The following is a 21,053-nucleotide window of genomic DNA, read 5'->3' on the forward strand; positions in this document are numbered from 1 at the left end:
GGCAGGGGAAAAAAATGATACAAGCTGGTTGCTTTAATAAAAAAAGAGCAAGCATTCCACTTACTCTTTTTGTCACGATTTGTTTCGTAACTAGTATTCTTGACCCGAATCGTTGCGATCTCATATCTATAGGTAAGATATATGTTTACATATGACGACGATTCTTACCACCAATTGCAACGGGTTTTGCTAAGTATTTAATCCGCTCCATAATACGAGCCGCTTTCATCTCTTCCGCTTCTCCACGCTGCGTATATGTTAAATGATGCTCTAACTGTTTAAAATCAAAATTAGATGTAAAAAACGTTGGTAAGTTCTCTAGCATTCGGAACTGCAATATCGCACCTAGGACATCATCACGCACAAAGCTCGACATCGCCTCTGCTCCAATATCATCTAACATTAATACCGGCACATATTTCACCGCATCAATTTTCTCACTAATTGTATTGTTCTGTAATGAGCTTTTAATCTCGCGTAAAAATTCCGGTAAGTAGACAATCATCGAACTTATCTTTCGCTGCGCTAATTCGTTTGCAATTGCTCCTAAAATAAATGTTTTCCCTACACCAAATGGCCCATAGAAATATAGTGCTTGCACCTTTTTCCCTGGTTCATATGCACTTAAAAACTCATTGGCAGCACGTATCGCTTCAAAACGATCTCCATCTGATAAATCAAGCGAAGACATAGAGGCTTGCAATATATCCTTTGGCATATATACACTTTGAATTAACTTTTCTTGTTTCTTTCTCTCATCGTAAGCCACTTGTCGAACGCAGCGATCATAATGAATGTCTATCATTTTCCCTTGAATTATTAATTTCGGCTCATATCCTTGAATGATATTTTTACACGATTCTAAGTTCGGACAATCCGCACACCCAACACTTTGACCAATGTATTCATATAATTTCACCAAACTTCTCTCGATCATAGAAGTTGTCACTTCATCTTTATGTTCTTCAATAAATTCCTTTACACGCGGATGTTCCATAACTTCTGCTTTCAATATTTCATATCTATTTTTAAAGTTTTCATTTTGCATTAATTTTGCAAATGAATTTTGAATATGCTCCATTCTTTCACCTCAAAGAGCGTTCATTCTCCTCTATTAATCACGCTTATATTTTTTCAATTCTTCTTCCAATCTCTTTCGTTCTTCTTCTAGCTTGTTCGTTTTTCGTTTCGAACTTGCCTTTTCCTTATCTGGCAATGATTCTTTTGATTCTTCTTTCAGCCAATCTGGCACCATTTCTTTTCGTACTGTTTTTGTCGATGGACGCCCCTTTTTCTTTGTCTCCGCCCATTCTTGATATTGACGATTTTCTTCTTTCGCTAAAGCCATCGCTTCTGACACTGTGCTTACTTTTTTCCTTGCCCAATGACCTGCAATCTTTTCAACATATGTTTTAGCAAGTTTCATATCAGAACGCAACATTACATAATAAATGAGAACATTCACAACTCCCGGTGCTAATTTTTGATTTAACATAACATCTTCGACAATTTGTAAATCTGCCTTTGTTGCCTCTGCGCCACCTGAAATTTCTTTTAATAACTGCTTTGGTGAAATTTCTTCTAATTGTTTTATTAACAACTCTTCTTGCGTAGAAGGTTCTTTCTCCACCATTGTTCGTGCTGAATGAGGCTGTACACGTTCACTTAATACCGGAAGTGCTTGTCCATGTTCAAATTGATACCAATCACGAGCCCCTTTACGAAGGCGTTCCATATCAATTGTTTGCATTTCCGTCATCGCACCAAGAACAATATTTTGCATGGATAACACATCCACTCCGTATACATAAGCTAGTGTAACGACGCATTCACGAACCTGTTCTGTAATTGTTTTTTTAGGGACAAGCGCCGATAATCCTTCAACAAATAATGAAAAATCAAAGAAATCATTCCAAATCTTAGGTGCATTTCCCGTTTCACTTTGCGGCATCACTGTTGCCTTTGGAATGCGAAGTTCTTCTTGTACATGTTCAAACTGTTCCGGATTAAACGAACCAAATACATCATTAAAAGAATGGGTAACATTCTCATATGAAGTAAAATCAAACATTTCTTCTAAAAAATATTTTTTTACTTGGTTGTACTTCGTTCTACTTAACCTATTGTATAAGAAAATACTTAAAACAATATCATCAAAAAACTGTTTTGGAGATAATGGTGGTTGCAGTTCATATATAAACATACGAATGTCTTTTTCTTTTTTTATATAGACATTTAAAAGCCCAATTGCTTCTAACTTTCTTCGTTCCTCATATATTTCAGGAAGCTGCATTTGCATGGTTACCATAAGAGAGTGGTGCGTATTCTCTTTTCCAAACAAGCGATCTTGTTCCAACTCTCCCCATAGCGTCATGTATAAACTAAAAGCTTTGCTACCTACTAAAGGTTGGTATAGCATGGTTAATACTTTCCGGTCATAGCTATGCAACAACCCTTTTGCACTTACTTTATAACGATCAATTGGCAATAGCTCCATCCATGACTGTTTTTCCATCCTTGAAATTCCTTTCTTTCATCCATTCTAACCTAACATCCACCATGCGTTCACCTTATAGAACTTCTTAGTGAAAAAGAGCTATTAGCTTACGCTTCTAGCTCTCTTATCCCGTTATTCGCAAATCAGATTTTTACCCTGCTATTTCAAGGCAGTAAAACTCCCATCTTAAGATTCAGAGAGAAACAAGGGAGATAACGGCCCATAATAACCCAATCAGCGCGAGATGAAGCCACGCTTATAATTGCGAGGCAAAAACCTCATCTTATTCTCTCTCTTTTTGCAGTATATCTTTTAATTCTTCAATAAACACATTTAAATCTTTAAATTGGCGATATACCGAAGCAAATCGTACATAAGCAACATCATCGATATCCCTTAATGCTTCCATTACAATCTCACCAATCATATCACTTTTTACTTCCGATATCCCTAGATTCCGAAGCTCACGCTCTACATTTTGCGTTACTTCTTCTAATTGCTTTAAAGAGACCGGTCGTTTTTCACAAGCTTTAATTAAGCCACGTAAAATCTTTTCTTTATTAAATTCTTCTCGTGTACCTTCTTTTTTTACAACAATAAGAGGTGGTTCTTCCACTCGTTCAAATGTTGTAAATCGGTTTAAACAACTTTCACATTCTCTCCTTCTTCGAATAGAGCGTCCTTCATCTACTGGACGTGAATCCAACACTCTCGTACCATTATGAAAACAGGATGGACAACGCAACGTATTCACTCCCTTACAAAATAATCTTTACTCTTTTTCATTTCTCTACACGTAAATATATATCCACATTATATAACTTATTTATCTGTGCTTACCACTTTAAACTCATTTTATATAAACTAAAAAAAGAGGTGTATTATACACCTCTTTACATTTTAAATCAATTATGTTCTTTTTTAAAGAGCTTTTGTTTCTCTTTGCTTAATTTCGAAGCTACCTGTACCTCGAGGAAGCTCGATGCTCTCACGCGTTTTCGCATTTAAGCCTTCTGCAATATATTCTGCAGCAACATTTGGATCGATACGATCCCCACAAGTATAAACATCAATACTCGCATAGCCGTGTTCTGGAAAGCTGTGAATTGTTAAGTGTGATTCTGAAATAATTACAACTCCACTTACACCCTGCGGTGCAAACTTATGAAAAGCAACCTCACGTACTTCAGCACCAGCTCTTAGCGCTGCATCCACAAACAATTGTTCAATAAACGGCATATCATTAAGCTTGTCGAAATCGCAATCCCAAAGTTCAGCGATTACGTGACGACCCATAGTGTCCATAGTATCCATTCTACAGTTCCCCCTTATAAATTTAATCTAACTGTTCGAATTGAAAACTAATTTGCAATTTGGCTTGCTCCACTACCACGGGGGAAAGTTAGTCCAGAGAGGTCCTAACCCTTTAAGTAGTGACTACGTACCTCAGCTCTTAAGTTTACGAGTGTTAGTATACTTTGTTTATTTTCATTTTGCAACAACAGTTTTTTCGATTTTTTGTCAAATTCTCTTCTTTACTTTTCCCAAAACGAAATAAACGATTCACAAATACAGTAATCACAATGTTTTTAAGTATGTATCTGACTTAACAATATATTTATATAACTTTTTCCTTTTCAAAAAAATGAAAAAGAAGGCAAGCAATCGCTTGCCTTCTCATTTTTCCACTTAAATATGTTGAACATTTTCTTGTTTTGCTAGTTCTGCAGTAACTAATTTCACAAGATCGACAACACGGCGAGAGTAGCCCCACTCATTATCGTACCAAGCAAGAACTTTTACTTTACGTTCAGCCATTACCATTGTGGATAAACCATCAATAATCGCTGAGTGTGTATTCGTATTAAAGTCAATAGAAACTAAAGGCTCTTCACTGAACTCAATAATTCCTTTCATTGTACCATTTGCAGCTGTTTTAAACGCTTCATTAATGTCCTCAACTGTTACATCACGTTTTAAATCAACTACTAAGTCAACAAGAGACACGTTTGGTGTTGGAACGCGAAGCGCCATACCGTGAAGTTTTCCATTTAAATGTGGAAGAACTTTCGCTAATGCTTTTGCAGCTCCTGTTGTTGTAGGAATGATAGACTGCCCACAAGCGCGTGCTCTTCGTAAATCTTTATGTGGATTATCAATATTTTTTTGGTCATTTGTATAAGCGTGAACAGTTGTCATTAAACCGTTTTCAATTCCGAACTGTTCATCTAACACCTTCACAACAGGTGCTAAACAGTTTGTTGTACAAGATGCATTTGAAATAACTGTATGTTTTGTGACATCTAATTGTTCTTCATTTACACCAACTACAACTGTTACATCTTCATTTTTACCAGGCGCTGTTAAAATAACTTTTTTCGCACCAGCTTCTACATGAAGAACCGCTTTTTCTTTTGCATTAAATTTACCAGTTGCTTCAATTACAACTTCTACACCTAGTTCTTTCCAAGGCAATTCTTTTGGATCGCGATTGTTTAGAAGGCGAATCATTTTCCCATCCACTAGTAAATGATCTTCAAACGCTTCAATTGTTCCATCAAACTTTCCATGAATTGTATCATACTTAATCAAATGTGCTAATGTTTCCGCTGGATAGCTTGCATTGATCGCCACAATTTCGAATGCGCTTTCTTTTATTGCCTGACGAAATACCATTCTTCCAATACGTCCAAAACCATTAATTGCCACACGAATCATAATATGTTATCCCCCTTGAATGCGTTATACTATTTATCTCCAATCCCAATAATAGTATAACACAAAAAGAGGATATGTCACTAAGCATTTTCATTAATTTCAAAATTTTTTAGTTAATAATGCCCCATTCCTTTAAAATCCGCTCCAATTGTCCTTTTGTCTCAGCAATTGTGCCATCATTATAGATAACTTTATCTCCTAATGTTATCTTTTCTGCTAGCGGCATTTGTGAATGAATCCTCGCTTTCGCTTCTTCTTCTGAAAAACCATTTCGCTTCATTAAACGTTCTAATTGTACACGCGGTGAAACTGCTACAACTAAAACATGATCTACAAGATTTGTTAATTTCCCTTCAAACAAAAGGGGAATATCTAGCACAACCGCTTGTACTCCTTCATTTATGTACCGATCCTTTTGTTCATTCATCTCTTTACGCACAGCAGGGTGAACAATTCCATTTAATTGCATTCGTTTTTCTTCATTATGAAATACAATACTCCCAAGTTTTTGACGATTTAATTCTCCATCCTCTTGTAATATTTCTTTTCCAAACACCTCTACAATTTTGTTATATGCTGGTTTCCCTTGTTCTACAACCTCTCTTGCAACAATATCTGCATCAATAACAGGAATGTTACATTCACGTAACATTTGCGAAACAGTGCTTTTTCCGCTTGCAATACCTCCTGTTAATCCAATTACAACTGTCATCCGTTTTCCTCCTTAACAATAAAGGCGTGAAACTTATGTTCCACGCCCCCTACATTTTCCAAAGTCCAATAATAATTAGTAACACTCCAGGCAGGAAAGTAAATCTTTGTAACCACCGCATATTTGATAACATTGTGCCCATTTGCATTCCAATAAATAAAAATAACGAACTCATCACCGCTACTAGCATTGCCATCATCGCTGGTGCATACCCTAATAAAGACGCTCCTATTCCAGCTCCAAATGAATCTACTGAAAGCGCAATGCCAAGTAATAAAGCTTCTCCAGCAGAAATTGTCCCCGACCTGTCAAAATCAGCGACAGTTGGTTTTCGTAAAATTTGAATGACTAATCCAAGGGAAGCAATTTCTAATTTCCAAACTTTTTCTTCTTGCTTCATTTCCTCTTTTTTATCGCCTCGAAAAAACTGATATAACACCCACGCACCAATTCCGACAAGGACAAACCCACCGATGCGTGTTGCAATCATAGGCGAAAACACTTTCGCAATCATATTTCCGATTCCCATAGAAACAAGCATTACGGCTGCTGAGCACATTCCAATGATTATGATGGAGCGCAGCGGAATCCGCACGTTCCTCAGCCCATAAGTAAGCCCTACACTACAACTATCTAAACTTAATGTAAAAGCTAATAAAATAAGAGAAAAGTAAAGAGACATCGGCAAGCTCCTTCCTATACACAACTCTGCTGTATGTATATGATAAATGCCTATCCGATGTTCACTTTCTTAGTTTCTCGGCTGACAATGCGGGCAATAATGCGTACCGCGTCCACCAACTACTATTTTTTCAATGGCTGTCCCGCATGTTACACATGGTTCACCTTTTTTTCCATATACATTCAACAGATCTTGGAAAGAACCAATTTCTCCTTGTGAATTGATATACGATCGAATTGTACTGCCGCCCCGCTTCACTGCCTCTGTTAATGTCGCTACAGTTGCCGCATGAATCTTTTCGATTTCATTTTTTGCAAGAGATGAAGCTTCTCGTTCCGGATAAATGCCGGAACGGAACAACACTTCATCTACATATATATTTCCTAGCCCTACTAAAAGCCGCTGATCTAATAATGCAACCTTTATTTTACGATTTGTCTTTTGCAATTTCTCTTGCAAATACTCCACTGTTAGCTCAGGGCCAAATGGTTCTGGCCCTAAATCAGCAAGCGGCATTTCTTTAAATTCCTCGCCCTTTGTAAAAAGATGCATCGTTCCAAACTTTCTTACATCTTTATAATGAAGCTCTGTGCCATCAGTAAATTGAAAGCGTACATGTGTATGCTTATCAACTGGGCCATCACTCTCATGAAGGAAATATTTCCCTTCCATACGCAAATGTGAAACAATCACATAATTTGTTACATATAGAAGAAGAAATTTTCCTCTTCGTTCAATTCGTTCAATCGTTTCCCCTCGCAACAGTTCTTTAAAAAGCTCTGCATCATCTGGTCGTTTCACTAATTTCGGATATGTTACAATGACATCTTTAATTGTTTTTCCTGTTACAAGATTTTCAAGTGTTCTTCTTACATTTTCAACTTCTGGTAATTCGGGCATTTCATCACTTCCTTATTTTGCATCATACCAAGTTGGCCCGTATGAATAATCAACCTTTAGCGGAACAGCAAGTTCAATCGCATGTTCCATTACTTCTGGGACAAGCTTTTCAAGTTTTTCTATTTCCTCTTTTGGCACTTCAAAGATTAATTCATCGTGTACTTGTAGAAGAAGACGCGCTTGCAATCCTTCTTCTTCTAAACGATCTGCCATAACAATCATTGCTTTTTTAATAATGTCAGCGGCACTACCTTGAATTGGCGTATTCATTGCCGTACGCTCAGCAAAACTACGCAAATTAAAATTTCGGCTTGTAATTTCTGGAATATAGCGACGGCGATTTAATAAAGTAGAAACATATCCCTTTTGTTTCGCTTCTTGGACAATTTCATCCATATACTCTTTTACACCAGGGAAGCTAGCAAAATACTTCTCGATAAACTCTCCTGCTGCTTTCCGTGTAATTCCTAAATTTTGTGAAAGTCCGTAATCGCTAATGCCGTACACAATACCAAAGTTTACTGCTTTTGCTTGTCGTCTCATATTTGATGTTACTTCATCTTTTCCAACACCAAAGACATCCATTGCTGTCTTTGTATGAATATCCATATCATGCTGAAACGCTTCTACTAATCCTTTATCCTTTGCAATATGTGCCAGTACACGCAATTCGATTTGTGAATAATCAGCCGCATACATGACCCAGCCTTCTTGTGAAGGAATAAAAGCCTCGCGAATCTTTCTTCCTTCCTCTAAACGAATCGGGATATTTTGTAAATTTGGTTCTGTAGAACTTAAGCGCCCCGTTTGTGTTAATACTTGATTAAAACGAGTATGAATTTTAGATGACTCATCATGAACAACTTTTAGTAGACCTTCAATATACGTTGAGTTCAATTTACCAAGTTGACGATAATGTAAAATCTTTGAAATGATTTCATGATGATCCATCAGCTTGTCTAGTACATCAGCTGATGTAGAATATCCTGTCTTCGTCTTTTTAATCACCGGTAAATTCAGTTTCTCAAACAGAACAACACCGAGCTGCTTTGGCGAATTAATATTAAATTCTGTACCAGCAAGCTCATAAATTTCTTGCTCCATTTCCTTTAGTCTACCAGCAAGTTCATCTCCCATATTACGCAAGCGCTCTGTATCAACTTTCACACCTTTTACTTCCATGTCAGCTAAGACGCGCGCTAGCGGCATTTCAAGATTTGTGAACAGTTCATATTGTTCATTTTTCTCTAATTCATCTATAAATGTTTGTTTTACATCGTATAAGACATGTACTTTGCGAGCTACATGTTCCGCAACAATTTCCTGTGCCGGAACAGCACGTTTTGCTCCCTTACCATACACTTCTTCATCCGATTTCACCGCATGCGTTTCTTTCATTTTCGCTACCGTACGAAAATCTTTATCTGTATCAGCTGGATCAAGTAAATACGCAGCGATTAATAAATCAAAATCAATCCCTCTAATTTCTACATCTTTCCATTTAAGCGCTACAATGGCACGTTTGGCATCAAATGTATACTTTCTCATTTCTTCATCTTTCAGCCACTTTATGAATGCCTCAGACACAAGAGCTACATCCGTTGGGATGAAATAACAACCATTGTCATTTTGAATACCAAATCCTTGAATGTCTGCTTTATGATAATTCTCTTCTTGCACTTCTACAATGATTGCACTATCTTGCTGCAGCATCTCTTCTGTTACTTCTTCAGCAATTTCAAATGAAATCTCATCTAATTCAGCTGGAGCAGTTTCTTCAGAAGGAGCCCCAAGCTTATTTAATAAAGACGTAAACCCTAGATTTTCAAAAAGAGGAATAACGTCGACTGCCTCATATCCTTTATATTCAATATCATCTATATGCACGGTAATAGGTGCATCCGTAATAATTGTCGCAAGTTCTTTACTCATAAATGCTTGCTCTTTATGTGTCTCTAATTTTTCTTTTAACTTCTTACCGCTCACTTGATCTAGATTTTCATATACAGCTTCCACTGTCCCAAATTGCGTTAACAGTTTAATCGCTGTTTTCTCTCCAACACCTGGGACCCCAGGAATGTTATCTGATTGGTCTCCCATTAGACCTTTCATATCAATAATTTGCTTTGGTGATAAGTTATACTTTTCAAAGAGTGTCTCTTTTGTATACTCGTCCACTTCTGTAATTCCTTTACGCGGAATACATACACGTGTATGATCAGAAATGAGTTGAAGTAAATCTTTATCTCCTGAAATTACTTTTACCTGTGCCCCTTGTTCACTTGCTTCTTTCGCTAACGTACCCATAATATCATCAGCCTCGTAGTCTTCTAATTCATAACGAGGTACATGAAAAGCATCTAACAATTCGCGAATGAAGGGGAATTGCTCTGAAAGTTCAGGTGGCGTTTTTTGACGTCCTCCCTTATAGTCACTAAATGTCTTATGGCGGAATGTTGTCTTCCCAGCATCAAATGCTACAAGCATATGCGTAGGCTTTTCTTCTTCCAATATCCTCATAAGCATCATTGTAAAACCATAAATTGCGTTCGTATGTATCCCCTTATCGTTATTTAAAAGCGGTAGTGCGAAAAAAGCACGATACGCGATATTATTTCCATCAACTAATACAACTTTTTTTTCCAAATTTGAAACCTCCCCATACAAAATTGAACTGTTCTTTCCTATATAAAAAAACCGTTCTTTCCTTCTCTCTATATTAACACGACTAAGAGAGAGAAGAAAAATAACGGTTTTCCTTATTACATAAAAATATAATATCTCACAGAAAAGGGAAGTGACGAGAACAGAGTATCTATTCTCGTCCCAATTTACTACTCCTTGGATGAAGGGGTTTTCATATATTATATTAACAGGTCTTTATTAATCTTTAATGAAGCTATTGTTAATATAATGTAAATATCCCTCAACCAAAGTCTAGAGATTTACTTTTGGTAAAGCTACCGTAAACATTGTCCCTTCTCCTATTTTACTTTCTACAGTAATCATTCCGTGATGAGCTTCAACTAAATGTTTAACAATAGATAGTCCAAGCCCTGTTCCACCTGTATTTCGGCTTCGTGCCTTATCTACACGATAAAAACGTTCAAAGATTCGTGGGATTTCTTCTTTACTAATCCCAATTCCCGTATCAGCTACTTTCACATATGCATTCTGTTTGTCCTCAAATAACGAAACAGAAACGGTCCCACCAACAGGCGTATATATAATTGCATTATGAATTAAATTAATAAAGATTTGCTTCAAGCGGCTGGAATCTCCAATAACAGACACATGCTGCATAGTATCTATCTGTAACATAATCTCTTTATCTTGCGCCTTTTTATCTAACACCATTTTTATATCTTCCAGCAAGTCCTTTATATCCACATTTCCCATATTTAATTTAAAACCTTGTTGCTCGATTTTCGATAAATCTAACAAATCTTCAATCAAGTCTTGCATACGTTCACTTTCTTTTAAAATAATATGTAAAAAATGCTCACAAAATTTTCGATTCTCCATCGCTCCGTCAAGCAACGTTTCTGAAAATCCTTTAATAGAAGTAATTGGTGTTTTCAACTCATGAGAAACGTTCGCTAAAAAGTCTTTTCGCATTTGCTCAAGTTTCTTTAATTCGGTTATATCATGAAATACAAGTACAATCCCTTTCCACTCATGATTCGTCCCAATAATAGGCGCGCCGTATACTTCAAAATGCTTTCGTTCAATATCAAGCGGCAACAGCACTTGTTTGCGCACTTTCACTTCTGTCATAAAAATCTCTTCTACAAGTTCAATAATCTCAGTGTGATGAAACGATTCATAATATAAACGATTTAAATACTCTTCATCTGTAACATGAAAAATCTCTTTATACGAACGGTTTACAAGACTAATATACCCTCGGCTGTCAATTAAAATCATACCGCTCCCCATATTTTCAATAAGCGTATGCAAGCGATCTTGCTGCATTTCTTGCTCTAACGTCATCTCTTGTAAATTACGGGCTAAAATATTAATTGCTTTACTTAACATTCCTGTTTCATCAGAATGACTCTCATACGCTCTTGCCTTATAATTCCCCTTAGCCAACTCAATGGCTACCTTTGTAACAGATTCTATCGGGCGAATATACTGTCCAGTAATTTTCATTCCAAGAAAAACAACTACAAGACAAGCAATTACAAATCCAACAATTAATAGTCCCCATGTTTTTTGATGAACATCCTTTAAAGGTTCGATTATACTTTTCACAAGAATATATCCTTGCTTTCCTTGCGTATCTTGTACAAATACAGCATGGTAAAATACATTGCTCTGCTTTGATTCTTTTGTAATGACCCTACTTTTTTGGCCGGCTGTTTCAGAAGTAAGCTCCTCTATCATTTTTTGATCAAACACCGGCTTATCGCTCTTACTATATTGAACCTTTTTCGCTTCATCAATAAAGAGGATAGAAATCGGTATTTGTTCTTCTAATTCGGTAAAAACATTCTGTTCATGTAAAACCTTATCAATACCTAACTCTTCTACTAATAAAGCAACATACCTTGTTTCCTTTATCGTTCTCTCTTTCGTGTGCTCGATATAATAATTCTCAAACAATGTCTCTAACAGTACACCGAGTCCCACTAAAATAAAAATAATAAGCGAAACAAATGTAAAAAGAAGCCTGGAGCGAAATTTATTCATCTCCTTTTGGCTCCTCTAATTTATAACCTAATCCTCGAATTGTCTTAATATACGCTGGTTTTTTTGTATTGTGTTCTATTTTATCTCGCAGATGACTAATATGAACATCAACAATTCTCGTATCACCAGCGAAATCATAATTCCATACCGCGCTTAATAATTGATCGCGGGTTAATACCCGCCCTTTATTCCTCGCAAGATAAACAAGTAATTCAAACTCTTTCGGAGTAAGTTCTAACTTTTCTCCTCTGAAATATGCCTCATAAAATTCTGGTAAAATCTTTAGTTCAGAAATCATAATGCTATTTTCATCTGGCACTTCTGGAGTTTGTTCCTCTTGCAGCTTTGTTCGGCGTAAAATGGCCTTCACTCGCGCAACAACTTCCCTCGGGCTAAACGGCTTCGTCATATAATCATCTGCCCCAAGTTCAAGCCCTAGTACTTTATCAAATTCATCATCTTTTGCAGTTAGCATAAGAATAGGTGTCATAACGCGCTGCAAACGTAATTCTTTACATACTTCCATTCCATCCATCTTTGGAAGCATTAAATCTAATATAATCAAATCTGGACGCTCTGTTGTCGCCTTTTGAAACGCAACTTCACCATCCATTGCTGTGATCACTTCAAAACCAGCCTGCTGTAAATTAAACTCAATTAAAGTTAAGATAAACTCTTCATCATCAACAACTAAAATTCGATTGCTCATTCTCTTCCTCCAAGTAATAGACTTGAAACCTTCTTCATCCTAGTATTTTCCCCGTTATTCTCATCATACTAGAAAACAAAGCCCCTCTCAATAGAATTGTCCATTCGGAAAACCTTATCGTTACAAAGTTGAAACGATAAACTAAAAAACAGCATGACACCGTTCCTATCGAATGAAGGAACAAACATATGCTATTTTCATTCTTTTTGAAATTGGTGTAGTTCTCTCATTTGAAAATGGTTAAGAGAAGGCTGTTCTACTTGGAGACATCATTTTATGCTTATACCGTACCATGCTATATTTCAATTATGTTCCAGTTTTGAACGTGTATATGCAAATGATGAAGGCATATTTACTATGAGGATAAACGATCCATTAGAACCCCCCCGCTTGGTGAGGACTCATAATGAAGGAGACTTGACCATTTGACTTACCTACCTTAAAATGAAACCATTATATATCGTTGAATTAAAATATATTGTTAAAAGAGGTACTTTTGTAATGAATCAAAAAAAATGGATATTATCTAGTATGGCCTTCTTATTTGTCGCTACATTTGTGATTGGATTTTCTAACTGGGACACATTACACTCCTTCTTATCTGATTTTGGAGAAGGATTTGCCGCAGGATTTTTTAACTAAATGACTGCTATATGATTATACGAAAAAAGTAGTGCTAGTCCAGTGGAGCAGCACTACTTTTTTTCTGTCAAACTGATTTAACGTGTTTAGAAGTTATCTAATGTTTTTTCTAACATGGACACCGATTGGTAAGGAGGCGTTACTGTTAATCTTCCTTTCACAACCACTTCTTCACTTTCATCATAAGCAAATACACGCATATCAATTGTATGTTCTTCTTGAGAAACCTCTATCACTTCAAAATGAATTTCTAATGTTTCATAATGATGAACTGGTTTGACAAACATAAGATCCTTCCTAACAACATGACTTCCTGGACCTGGTAAATATTTTGTAACTGCTGTTGTAACCATTCCTGTTAACATCATGCTCGGTACAATCGGCTTTTCATATGGAGTTTGGGATGCATAATCATGCTGAATATATAACGGATTCGCGTCATTTGTTAAACCTAAATACAATAACAAATCTTTATCTTCTATTTTCTCAGTAATGGATAACTTCTCTCCTACTGTCATTTCATCTATTCGACGACCAATTTGAACTTTTTTCTTTAACATGTCACATTCCCCCTCCGATTTTCACCTTATTATCCTACTAAAAGCGATTTTTATTCGAAGCGTTGCAATAACGAAGGTAATGTCTGTTACAATTCTATCGTTCTACTATAGGACATAACGATTGATAGCGCTTTCAAATTATTTCAAAAAAACAATCTACTAAATAGCGGAAAAAGATTCGGAACCCGAATCTTTTTCCTAGCACATATTTAACTTAAGAAAGAATTTTCATAACGTTACGCACAGATTCAACTGAACGATCTAACGCCGTTTTTTCTTCTTCGCGAAGTTCCAACTCAATCACTTTTTCAATACCGTTACCGCCTAAAATTACTGGTACACCTAGGTAAAGATCACGATAACCATATTCCCCTTCAAGATATGCAATAGCTGGTAACACGCGGCGTTGGTCTTTCAGGATTGCTTCCGCCATCTCAACGAGAGAAGCAGCCGGTGCATAATATGCACTACCATTTCCTAATAGATTTACAATTTCACCGCCACCTTTACGTGTACGTTCCACAATTGCATCTAAACGCTCTTTCGAAATGAGTGTTTCTAGCGGTATACCACCTGCATACGAGTAGCGAACGAGCGGTACCATATCATCACCGTGACCACCAAGAACAAATCCAGTAATATCCTTAACAGAAAGGTTCAATTCTTGTGCGATAAATGTACGAAAACGAGCTGTATCTAATACACCAGATTGACCAATAACGCGTTCTTTCGGAAATCCCGCTTCTTTAAATACAGAATATGTCATTGCATCAACTGGATTTGTTAACACAATAATAATTGTGTCTGATGAGTATTTTGCAATTTCTTTTGTAACACTTTTCATAATTTTAGAGTTTGTTGCTACTAAATCATCGCGGCTCATACCTGGTTTACGTGCGATTCCTGCTGTAATAATTACAACGTCAGAATCAGCAGTATCTGCGTAATCAGATGTACCGATAATGTTAGCATCAAAACCTTGGACAGGGCTTGCCTCTAACATATCTAACGCTTTCCCTTTTGTTGGATTTTCAAGCTGTGGAATATCCACTAGTACAACATCTGCAAGCTCTTTTTGAGCTAATAAAAACGCCGTTGTTGCTCCTGTAAATCCCGCACCGATGACTGATACTTTTTTGCGTTTGATTGTCATACGTTCACCCCCGCTTTTATTACGCGTTTTTAATTGCCGCTACGTCCATATTGTTAATAAGAGCATCAGCAAATTCAGAACATTTCACTTCAGTTGCACCATCCATTAGACGTGCGAAGTCATATGTTACCACTTTTGAAGCAATTGTTTTTTCCACTGCCCCAGTTACTAATTTCGCAGCTTCATTCCACCCTAAATGTTCTAACAATAATACTCCTGAAAGAAGAACAGAAGATGGGTTTACTTTATCTAAACCTGCATATTTCGGAGCTGTACCATGTGTAGCTTCGAAAATTGCATGTCCAGTCACATAGTTAATATTTGCACCTGGAGCAATACCAATGCCACCTACTTGAGCTGCAAGCGCATCAGAGATATAGTCACCATTTAAGTTCATTGTTGCCACAACATCAAATTCACGTGGACGTGTTAAAATTTGTTGTAAGAAGATATCTGCAATGGAATCTTTTACGATGATTTTACCAGCTGCTTCAGCTTCTGCCATCGCTTTATTCGCTGCATCTTTACCATCTTTTTCAACAATGCGATCATATTCTGCCCATGTAAATACTTTATCACCAAACTCTTGTTCAGCAACTTCATAACCCCAATTTTTGAAAGCACCTTCTGTAAATTTCATAATATTTCCTTTATGAACTAATGTAACAGAAGAACGTTTTTCGTTAATTGCGTATTGAATTGCAGCACGAACAAGACGCTTCGTCCCTTCTTCTGAAATTGGTTTGATACCAATTCCTGATGTTTCTGGGAAGCGGATTTTGTTTACACCCATTGTATCTTTTAAGAAAGCAAGAACTTTTTCTGCTTCTGGAGATCCTTTTGCATATTCAATACCAGCATAAATGTCTTCTGTATTTTCACGGAAAATAACCATATCAGTATCTTCCGGGCGTTTTACAGGTGAAGGAACACCTTCAAAATAACGAACCGGACGTAAACATACATATAAATCTAACTCTTGACGAAGCGCCACGTTTAGAGAACGAATTCCACCACCAACAGGAGTTGTAAGCGGACCTTTAATCGCAATTAAATACTCACGAATTGCATTTAAAGTTTCCTCTGGTAACCATTCACCCGTTTGGTTGAATGCTTTTTCCCCTGCAAGCACTTCTTTCCAAATAATTTTCTTCTCGCCATTGTAAGCTTTCTCTACAGCCGCTTCTAATACACGAGATGCAGCTGCCCAAATATCCGGTCCAATTCCATCCCCTTCGATGAAAGGGATAATTGGATTGTTCGGTACATTCATAACACCATTTGTTACAGTAATTTTTTCTCCTGTCGTCACTGTGATAACCCCCATGTTCGAAATTTCATATGTATGAGACTGAGGGAATAACCCTCAGTTCAAACCGTTAGTTAAATTAAAATATTCCAATCATTACTTCTTTCCTAAAAAGTCAGACTTTTAAAAGCGTATTTCTACTATCGAAATAGTGCTTTTGACTTAGCGTTGTGCTAGCGGAACGTATCTTTGATGCGTCGGTCCACTATATTCAGCACGCGGGCGAATTAAACGGTTATTTTCATATTGTTCTAAAATATGAGCTAACCAGCCTGACATACGGCTAATCGCAAAGATTGGTGTAAATAAATCATGGTCAATTCCTAAACAATGGTATACAGAAGCAGAGTAGAAATCGACATTTGGCGGAAGAGCTTTTTCTCTTGTTACAATATCTTCTATTTTCACAGACATATTATACCATTTCTCTTCTCCTAAAAGCACGCATAATCTCTTAGACATTTCACGTAAATGTTTTGCACGTGGATCACCATGTTCATATACGCGATGACCAAATCCCATAATCTTCACTTTATTTTGAAGCGCATTATGAATATAGGATTCTACATTTTCTTCTTCACCAATTTCTTTTAACATCTTCATTACATTTTCATTTGCCCCGCCATGAAGAGGCCCTTTTAGCGCACCAATCGCTGCTGTAATACCAGAATATACATCTGAAAGTGTAGCAACACAAACGCGCGCTGTAAATGTAGAAGCGTTTAATTCATGATCTGCATGAAGTACAAGCGCCTTATCAAAAGCCTCAATTTCAACTTCATTCGGTTCACGATTATTTAGCATGTATAAGAAGTTTGCTGCTAATGATAGATCTTTTCTTGGTTCGATAACCTCTAACCCTTTACGAATTCTTGCGTATGCTGCGACAATTGTTCCGACTTGAGCCTGTAATTTAACCGCTTTCAAACGATTGGACTGTTCATCCATGATTTCAGCGCTCTCATCATATAATGCTAGCATGGAAATCGCTGTTCGTAAAACTGACATCGGATGCGCAATCTTTAAATCTACTTGCTTTAAATATGTGAAAATCTCATTTGGAACTTCCGAATACTTGGATAAAACTCCCTTGAATTCCGCTAATTCAGCTTCGTTAGGCAGTCTGCGATTCCATAATAAGTATACGACTTCTTCAAATGTAGCATTTTCTGCTAAATCATCAATATTATACCCAACATACGTTAATGTATCATCAATAATTGAGCTCACAGATGATGTTGTTGCTACTACCCCTTCTAAACCTCGAATAACAGTCATGACACTCTCTCCTTTTCCTAAAAATTCTCCCAACCTTGTATCCACTTGCACTCCTTCTAAATTATGAACGCCCGTTCACTCTTTAGGCAAGCAAAATGCACGATCATGCAATTTGTTGTGATATCCCCATCATGTAAGTTCTATTGCCTTATTTGTCTAAAGCATGAGCGTGAGTTTCTCCCCGACTCCTCACACTTAGAACTACAGATGGTGAGGAAAACTAGTTTCGAAGAGTTTATGATAAAAACAACATAAAACAATATCACTAAAAATTGTTTTATGTTGTTTTTATTTTATCTGGTGTAAGTCTTTGTTGTTATGTAACCTTTTTAAGTTTCTATCTTTATTATAAACAATTATCTGACTTTTGTGAATGGAAAGAATTCAAAAAATTTATATTACTATAAAATTTTTCATTTAAACATCTGTATAATGTTCATGACTGCATAGGCAATTCCAGCTCCGATTAACGGTCCTACAGCTACCCCATTAAATAGAGCAACCGCAATAATAGTCCCAAATACAAGCGCAGTTGTAATATGCGGATCGTTCGTTAACAACTGCAAACCGCCCTTTGCCAATAGTGCAACCGCTATTCCTGAAGCTAAAGCAATCCATGCATAATAAGATTTCGTCGCTTCACTCAGTTGCTTAAAACCAATTTCACCTGTCGCAATTGGAACAAGAACCGCTATCGTAATGACTGTTACTCCTAGATTAATCCCTTTCGTTTGTAAATAAGGTAGAATTTTATCTCCCAAAAACGTCCACTTTAATACAAATAGCACACAAATGGCTACAATTAATGATTGATTTTTAGCAATTAACCCAATAATAAGCAGTATGAATAAAAATAACGTTGATTGACTAATCATGATTGCACTTCCTTTCTGAAAATAATGAACCTGTTTCCAAACAAAAATACTGTTAAACATATCGTTATACCAGATATAAAGTCTTCATCCATTACTTTCTATAAAAATAAGTACTGTATGGACGATACAAATAAATTACATACAATTTTTGCGATTTGAAAACCTAAACCAGAATGAAGAATAGTATACAGCCATAAAACAGATTCCTTTTCTTTCTTTTCTGAAAAGAAACAGGTAAAATAAAAAGAAAATAAAGTGAGGTTCTTACCATGTAAACATAACTTTTCTGTTTGGTTAATCCGCATCATCAAGCTTTTACGAGAGGATGGTTTTGCCGTTTTAGGTGTATCCTAACACTCGCAAATAGCAGGATAAATCCATCATTCCACTATAACACAATACACTTTGGAATGGGAGGTAAACATCTTTGAATCGTAACTCACTATACGTCTTATTACGACTGATCTTAGTCATCATGATAACAATAATCGGGTTTTATGTTCTCATCTATATTTCAGGACTCATATACCCATTTATTATCGCTCTAGCATTTGCTTATTTGATTAATCCAGTCGTAAATTTTCTGAACCAAAACCTACACTTTCCTCGTGCATTATCGGTGCTCGTCAGCTTAATTCTCGTTTTCGGTGCCATCGTTGGACTCGTCACATACCTTGTGACAGAAGTTATTTCTGCCACAACTTATTTATTGCAAATTGTTACCGACAAATTTCCGACTATCGTTCAATATGCACAACAATTTGCACTCAACAATATTATGCCTCTCTACGACGATTTAATTTCTAAATTTAATCATCTTGGAGAATCTCAGCAACATACCATTACACAAAACATTCAAAATCTAGGCACGGAAGCTACAAAACAAATGAAAGATTTGTTAACTGCTATTATTAGTGGATTAACAAACTTTATTAGTGCACTTCCAACTACGTTAACTGTGCTTGTTTTTGTTCTCTTAGCAACTTTCTTTATTAGCTTCGATTGGCATAGACTTGCTCATAAAACAAGACATTTTCTTCCAAACCGGGTACACGGATACGGAAAGACCATTTTTGTAGATTTAAGAAAAGCATCATTTGGATTTGTGAAAGCACAACTTACCCTCGTATCGATGACAACGATTATTGTATTGGTTGGTTTATTAATTTTACGAGTACCATACGCAATCACAATCGCATTAATAACTGGTATTGTAGACTTGCTTCCTTATTTAGGCACAGGAGCTGTCTTTGTTCCTTGGGTTATATACGTCTTTTTTACAGGAGATACAGCCTTTGCAATCGGCTTACTCATTTTATATATCGTCGTAATTGTCCAAAGACAAATTATGGAGCCAAAAGTCTTATCATCAAATATTGGACTTGATCCTCTTCCAACACTTGTCGCTTTATTCGTTGGATTTAAGCTCTATGGTTTTTTAGGGTTAATTGTCGGTCCAGTCACATTAGTACTCTTAAATACATTGCATAAAGCACATGTCTTCCATGATTTATGGAAATTTATTAAAGGGACTCCCTTAAAATAATACCATTCATATGTAACACTTTTATTCGAAACAAAAAAATAAGGGACTTAGTCATCTATCACGACTAATCCCTTATTTTTTTGCATATAATATCATAATTGAGGATAGTTTTGTATTTTCATTCTACTTTCAGTATTTTTATCATTACCTTTTCTTCCTTTTTCTACAAATGAATAAATATACACTTTATAATTCGACAAAAAAATAACCCGTAGAACATTCCTCGTTCTACGGGTTATTTTTGTACAATAATAGTTGTGTTCCTTCTTAATTTCCACTCTAGCCATCTCATTACTATCGGCTTCCATATCTTTCGTGTCACTGGCATGACAAACACAAAACCAATTACATCTGTTACATATCCAGGCACTAATAAAAGCACCCCACCTATAAGAATAAAAATCCCATCTAATACAGCATCTCCTGGCATCTCTCCTCGGCCTACTCTAAGCCTAATTTCCCTAAGTACCCTAAAGCCTTGTCGCTTCGCTAAATAAGCTCCTAACGCAGCTGTAACAATAATCATAGCAAACGTTGGCCATACACCAATTACATGACTTGAACCAATCAAAACCGTCACTTCAAGAGCTGGTATCAAAATAAATAAAACGAGCAGCCATTTCATTTTTCTATCACTCCTTTCAACTGTCCCTAGCAAGCTGCACAACCTTTCAGAAGAACGAATCCCCATATCCCTAGTCCCTTCTCTGGTAAGGGCTCATAATCAGTAAGAGAGGAAGAAGCTCCCTTACTACACCCCTTATTCAATCGAAGTTG

Annotated in this window: 19 protein-coding genes; 2 read left to right on the forward strand and 17 right to left on the reverse strand. The window is 36.5% G+C overall.

Features of this window, described 5'->3' with window-relative positions; translation table 11 throughout:
- Positions 1-145 precede the first annotated feature (145 nt).
- The 11 genes from dnaI to MR063_RS04175 all read right to left on the reverse strand — a co-directional run bounded on the left by dnaI (position 146) and on the right by MR063_RS04175 (position 12,913).
- Positions 146-1,081, reverse strand: coding sequence for a primosomal protein DnaI (dnaI, locus tag MR063_RS04125; RefSeq protein ID WP_242193553.1), 936 nt, complete (start codon positions 1,079-1,081; stop codon positions 146-148).
- Positions 1,082-1,114: 33 nt separating this feature from the next.
- A complete protein-coding gene (locus tag MR063_RS04130) occupies positions 1,115-2,515 on the reverse strand; it encodes a replication initiation and membrane attachment family protein (protein WP_242193556.1) in 1,401 nt (466 codons plus the stop codon).
- Between the two features lie 265 nt (positions 2,516-2,780).
- A complete protein-coding gene (gene nrdR / locus MR063_RS04135; RefSeq protein WP_012095725.1) occupies positions 2,781-3,242 on the reverse strand; it encodes a transcriptional regulator NrdR in 462 nt (153 codons plus the stop codon).
- Positions 3,243-3,418: 176 nt separating this feature from the next.
- A complete protein-coding gene (gene speD / locus MR063_RS04140; RefSeq protein ID WP_176371956.1) occupies positions 3,419-3,802 on the reverse strand; it encodes an adenosylmethionine decarboxylase in 384 nt (127 codons plus the stop codon).
- 384 nt (positions 3,803-4,186) lie between these two features.
- The gene (locus MR063_RS04145; protein ID WP_242145544.1) at positions 4,187-5,215 is read right to left on the reverse strand and encodes a glyceraldehyde-3-phosphate dehydrogenase; all 1,029 of its coding nucleotides are present in this window, start codon (positions 5,213-5,215) and stop codon (positions 4,187-4,189) included.
- Between the two features lie 109 nt (positions 5,216-5,324).
- A complete protein-coding gene (gene coaE, locus MR063_RS04150; protein WP_242193563.1) occupies positions 5,325-5,927 on the reverse strand; it encodes a dephospho-CoA kinase in 603 nt (200 codons plus the stop codon).
- Between the two features lie 49 nt (positions 5,928-5,976).
- Positions 5,977-6,609, reverse strand: coding sequence for a sporulation membrane protein YtaF (gene ytaF, locus MR063_RS04155; protein WP_242193564.1), 633 nt, complete (start codon positions 6,607-6,609; stop codon positions 5,977-5,979).
- 69 nt (positions 6,610-6,678) lie between these two features.
- Complete coding sequence (mutM, locus tag MR063_RS04160; protein WP_242193565.1) at positions 6,679-7,509, reverse strand: DNA-formamidopyrimidine glycosylase; 831 nt, start codon at positions 7,507-7,509, stop codon at positions 6,679-6,681.
- Positions 7,510-7,521: 12 nt separating this feature from the next.
- Entirely contained in the window at positions 7,522-10,155 is a 2,634-nt protein-coding gene (polA, locus tag MR063_RS04165; protein ID WP_242193567.1) for a DNA polymerase I, read from the reverse strand.
- Between the two features lie 291 nt (positions 10,156-10,446).
- Entirely contained in the window at positions 10,447-12,204 is a 1,758-nt protein-coding gene (pnpS, locus tag MR063_RS04170; RefSeq protein ID WP_242193577.1) for a two-component system histidine kinase PnpS, read from the reverse strand.
- The gene (locus MR063_RS04175) at positions 12,197-12,913 is read right to left on the reverse strand and encodes a response regulator transcription factor (protein WP_242193580.1); all 717 of its coding nucleotides are present in this window, start codon (positions 12,911-12,913) and stop codon (positions 12,197-12,199) included. Before MR063_RS04175 ends, pnpS begins: the two co-directional genes overlap by 8 nt.
- A 444-nt stretch (positions 12,914-13,357) precedes the next feature.
- Between MR063_RS04175 and MR063_RS04180 the strand changes: the two genes are divergently transcribed.
- On the forward strand, positions 13,358-13,555 hold the full coding sequence (locus tag MR063_RS04180) for a hypothetical protein (protein WP_242193597.1): 198 nt from the start codon (positions 13,358-13,360) through the stop codon (positions 13,553-13,555).
- An 86-nt stretch (positions 13,556-13,641) separates the two neighbouring features.
- Here MR063_RS04180 and MR063_RS04185 read toward each other — a convergent pair whose 3' ends face one another.
- From MR063_RS04185 to MR063_RS04205, 5 genes are all read right to left on the reverse strand, one after another.
- A complete protein-coding gene (locus MR063_RS04185) occupies positions 13,642-14,115 on the reverse strand; it encodes a MaoC/PaaZ C-terminal domain-containing protein (RefSeq protein WP_242193600.1) in 474 nt (157 codons plus the stop codon).
- A 214-nt stretch (positions 14,116-14,329) separates the two neighbouring features.
- Positions 14,330-15,268: a malate dehydrogenase gene (mdh, locus tag MR063_RS04190; protein ID WP_242193616.1), complete on the reverse strand. Its 939-nt coding sequence runs from the start codon at positions 15,266-15,268 to the stop codon at positions 14,330-14,332.
- Between the two features lie 19 nt (positions 15,269-15,287).
- Positions 15,288-16,580 (reverse strand): NADP-dependent isocitrate dehydrogenase, encoded by a 1,293-nt coding sequence (icd, locus tag MR063_RS04195; protein WP_242145534.1) that lies wholly within the window; start codon positions 16,578-16,580, stop codon positions 15,288-15,290.
- Between the two features lie 159 nt (positions 16,581-16,739).
- A complete protein-coding gene (citZ, locus tag MR063_RS04200; protein WP_242194886.1) occupies positions 16,740-17,888 on the reverse strand; it encodes a citrate synthase in 1,149 nt (382 codons plus the stop codon).
- A 380-nt stretch (positions 17,889-18,268) separates the two neighbouring features.
- The gene (locus tag MR063_RS04205; RefSeq protein ID WP_242145561.1) at positions 18,269-18,730 is read right to left on the reverse strand and encodes a DUF441 domain-containing protein; all 462 of its coding nucleotides are present in this window, start codon (positions 18,728-18,730) and stop codon (positions 18,269-18,271) included.
- A 427-nt stretch (positions 18,731-19,157) separates the two neighbouring features.
- On the opposite strand from MR063_RS04205, the gene ytvI reads away from it, so the two are divergent.
- Positions 19,158-20,276: a sporulation integral membrane protein YtvI gene (gene ytvI / locus MR063_RS04210; RefSeq protein ID WP_242193630.1), complete on the forward strand. Its 1,119-nt coding sequence runs from the start codon at positions 19,158-19,160 to the stop codon at positions 20,274-20,276.
- A 235-nt stretch (positions 20,277-20,511) separates the two neighbouring features.
- On the opposite strand, the gene MR063_RS04215 is transcribed toward ytvI, so the two are convergent.
- Positions 20,512-20,901, reverse strand: a complete 390-nt coding sequence (locus tag MR063_RS04215) for an FxsA family protein (RefSeq protein ID WP_242193632.1) — start codon at positions 20,899-20,901, stop codon at positions 20,512-20,514.
- Positions 20,902-21,053 lie beyond the last annotated feature (152 nt).

It is taken from the genome of Bacillus cereus group sp. BfR-BA-01492, assembly GCF_022662815.1.
Taxonomy (GTDB): domain Bacteria; phylum Bacillota; class Bacilli; order Bacillales; family Bacillaceae_G; genus Bacillus_A; species Bacillus_A cereus_BD.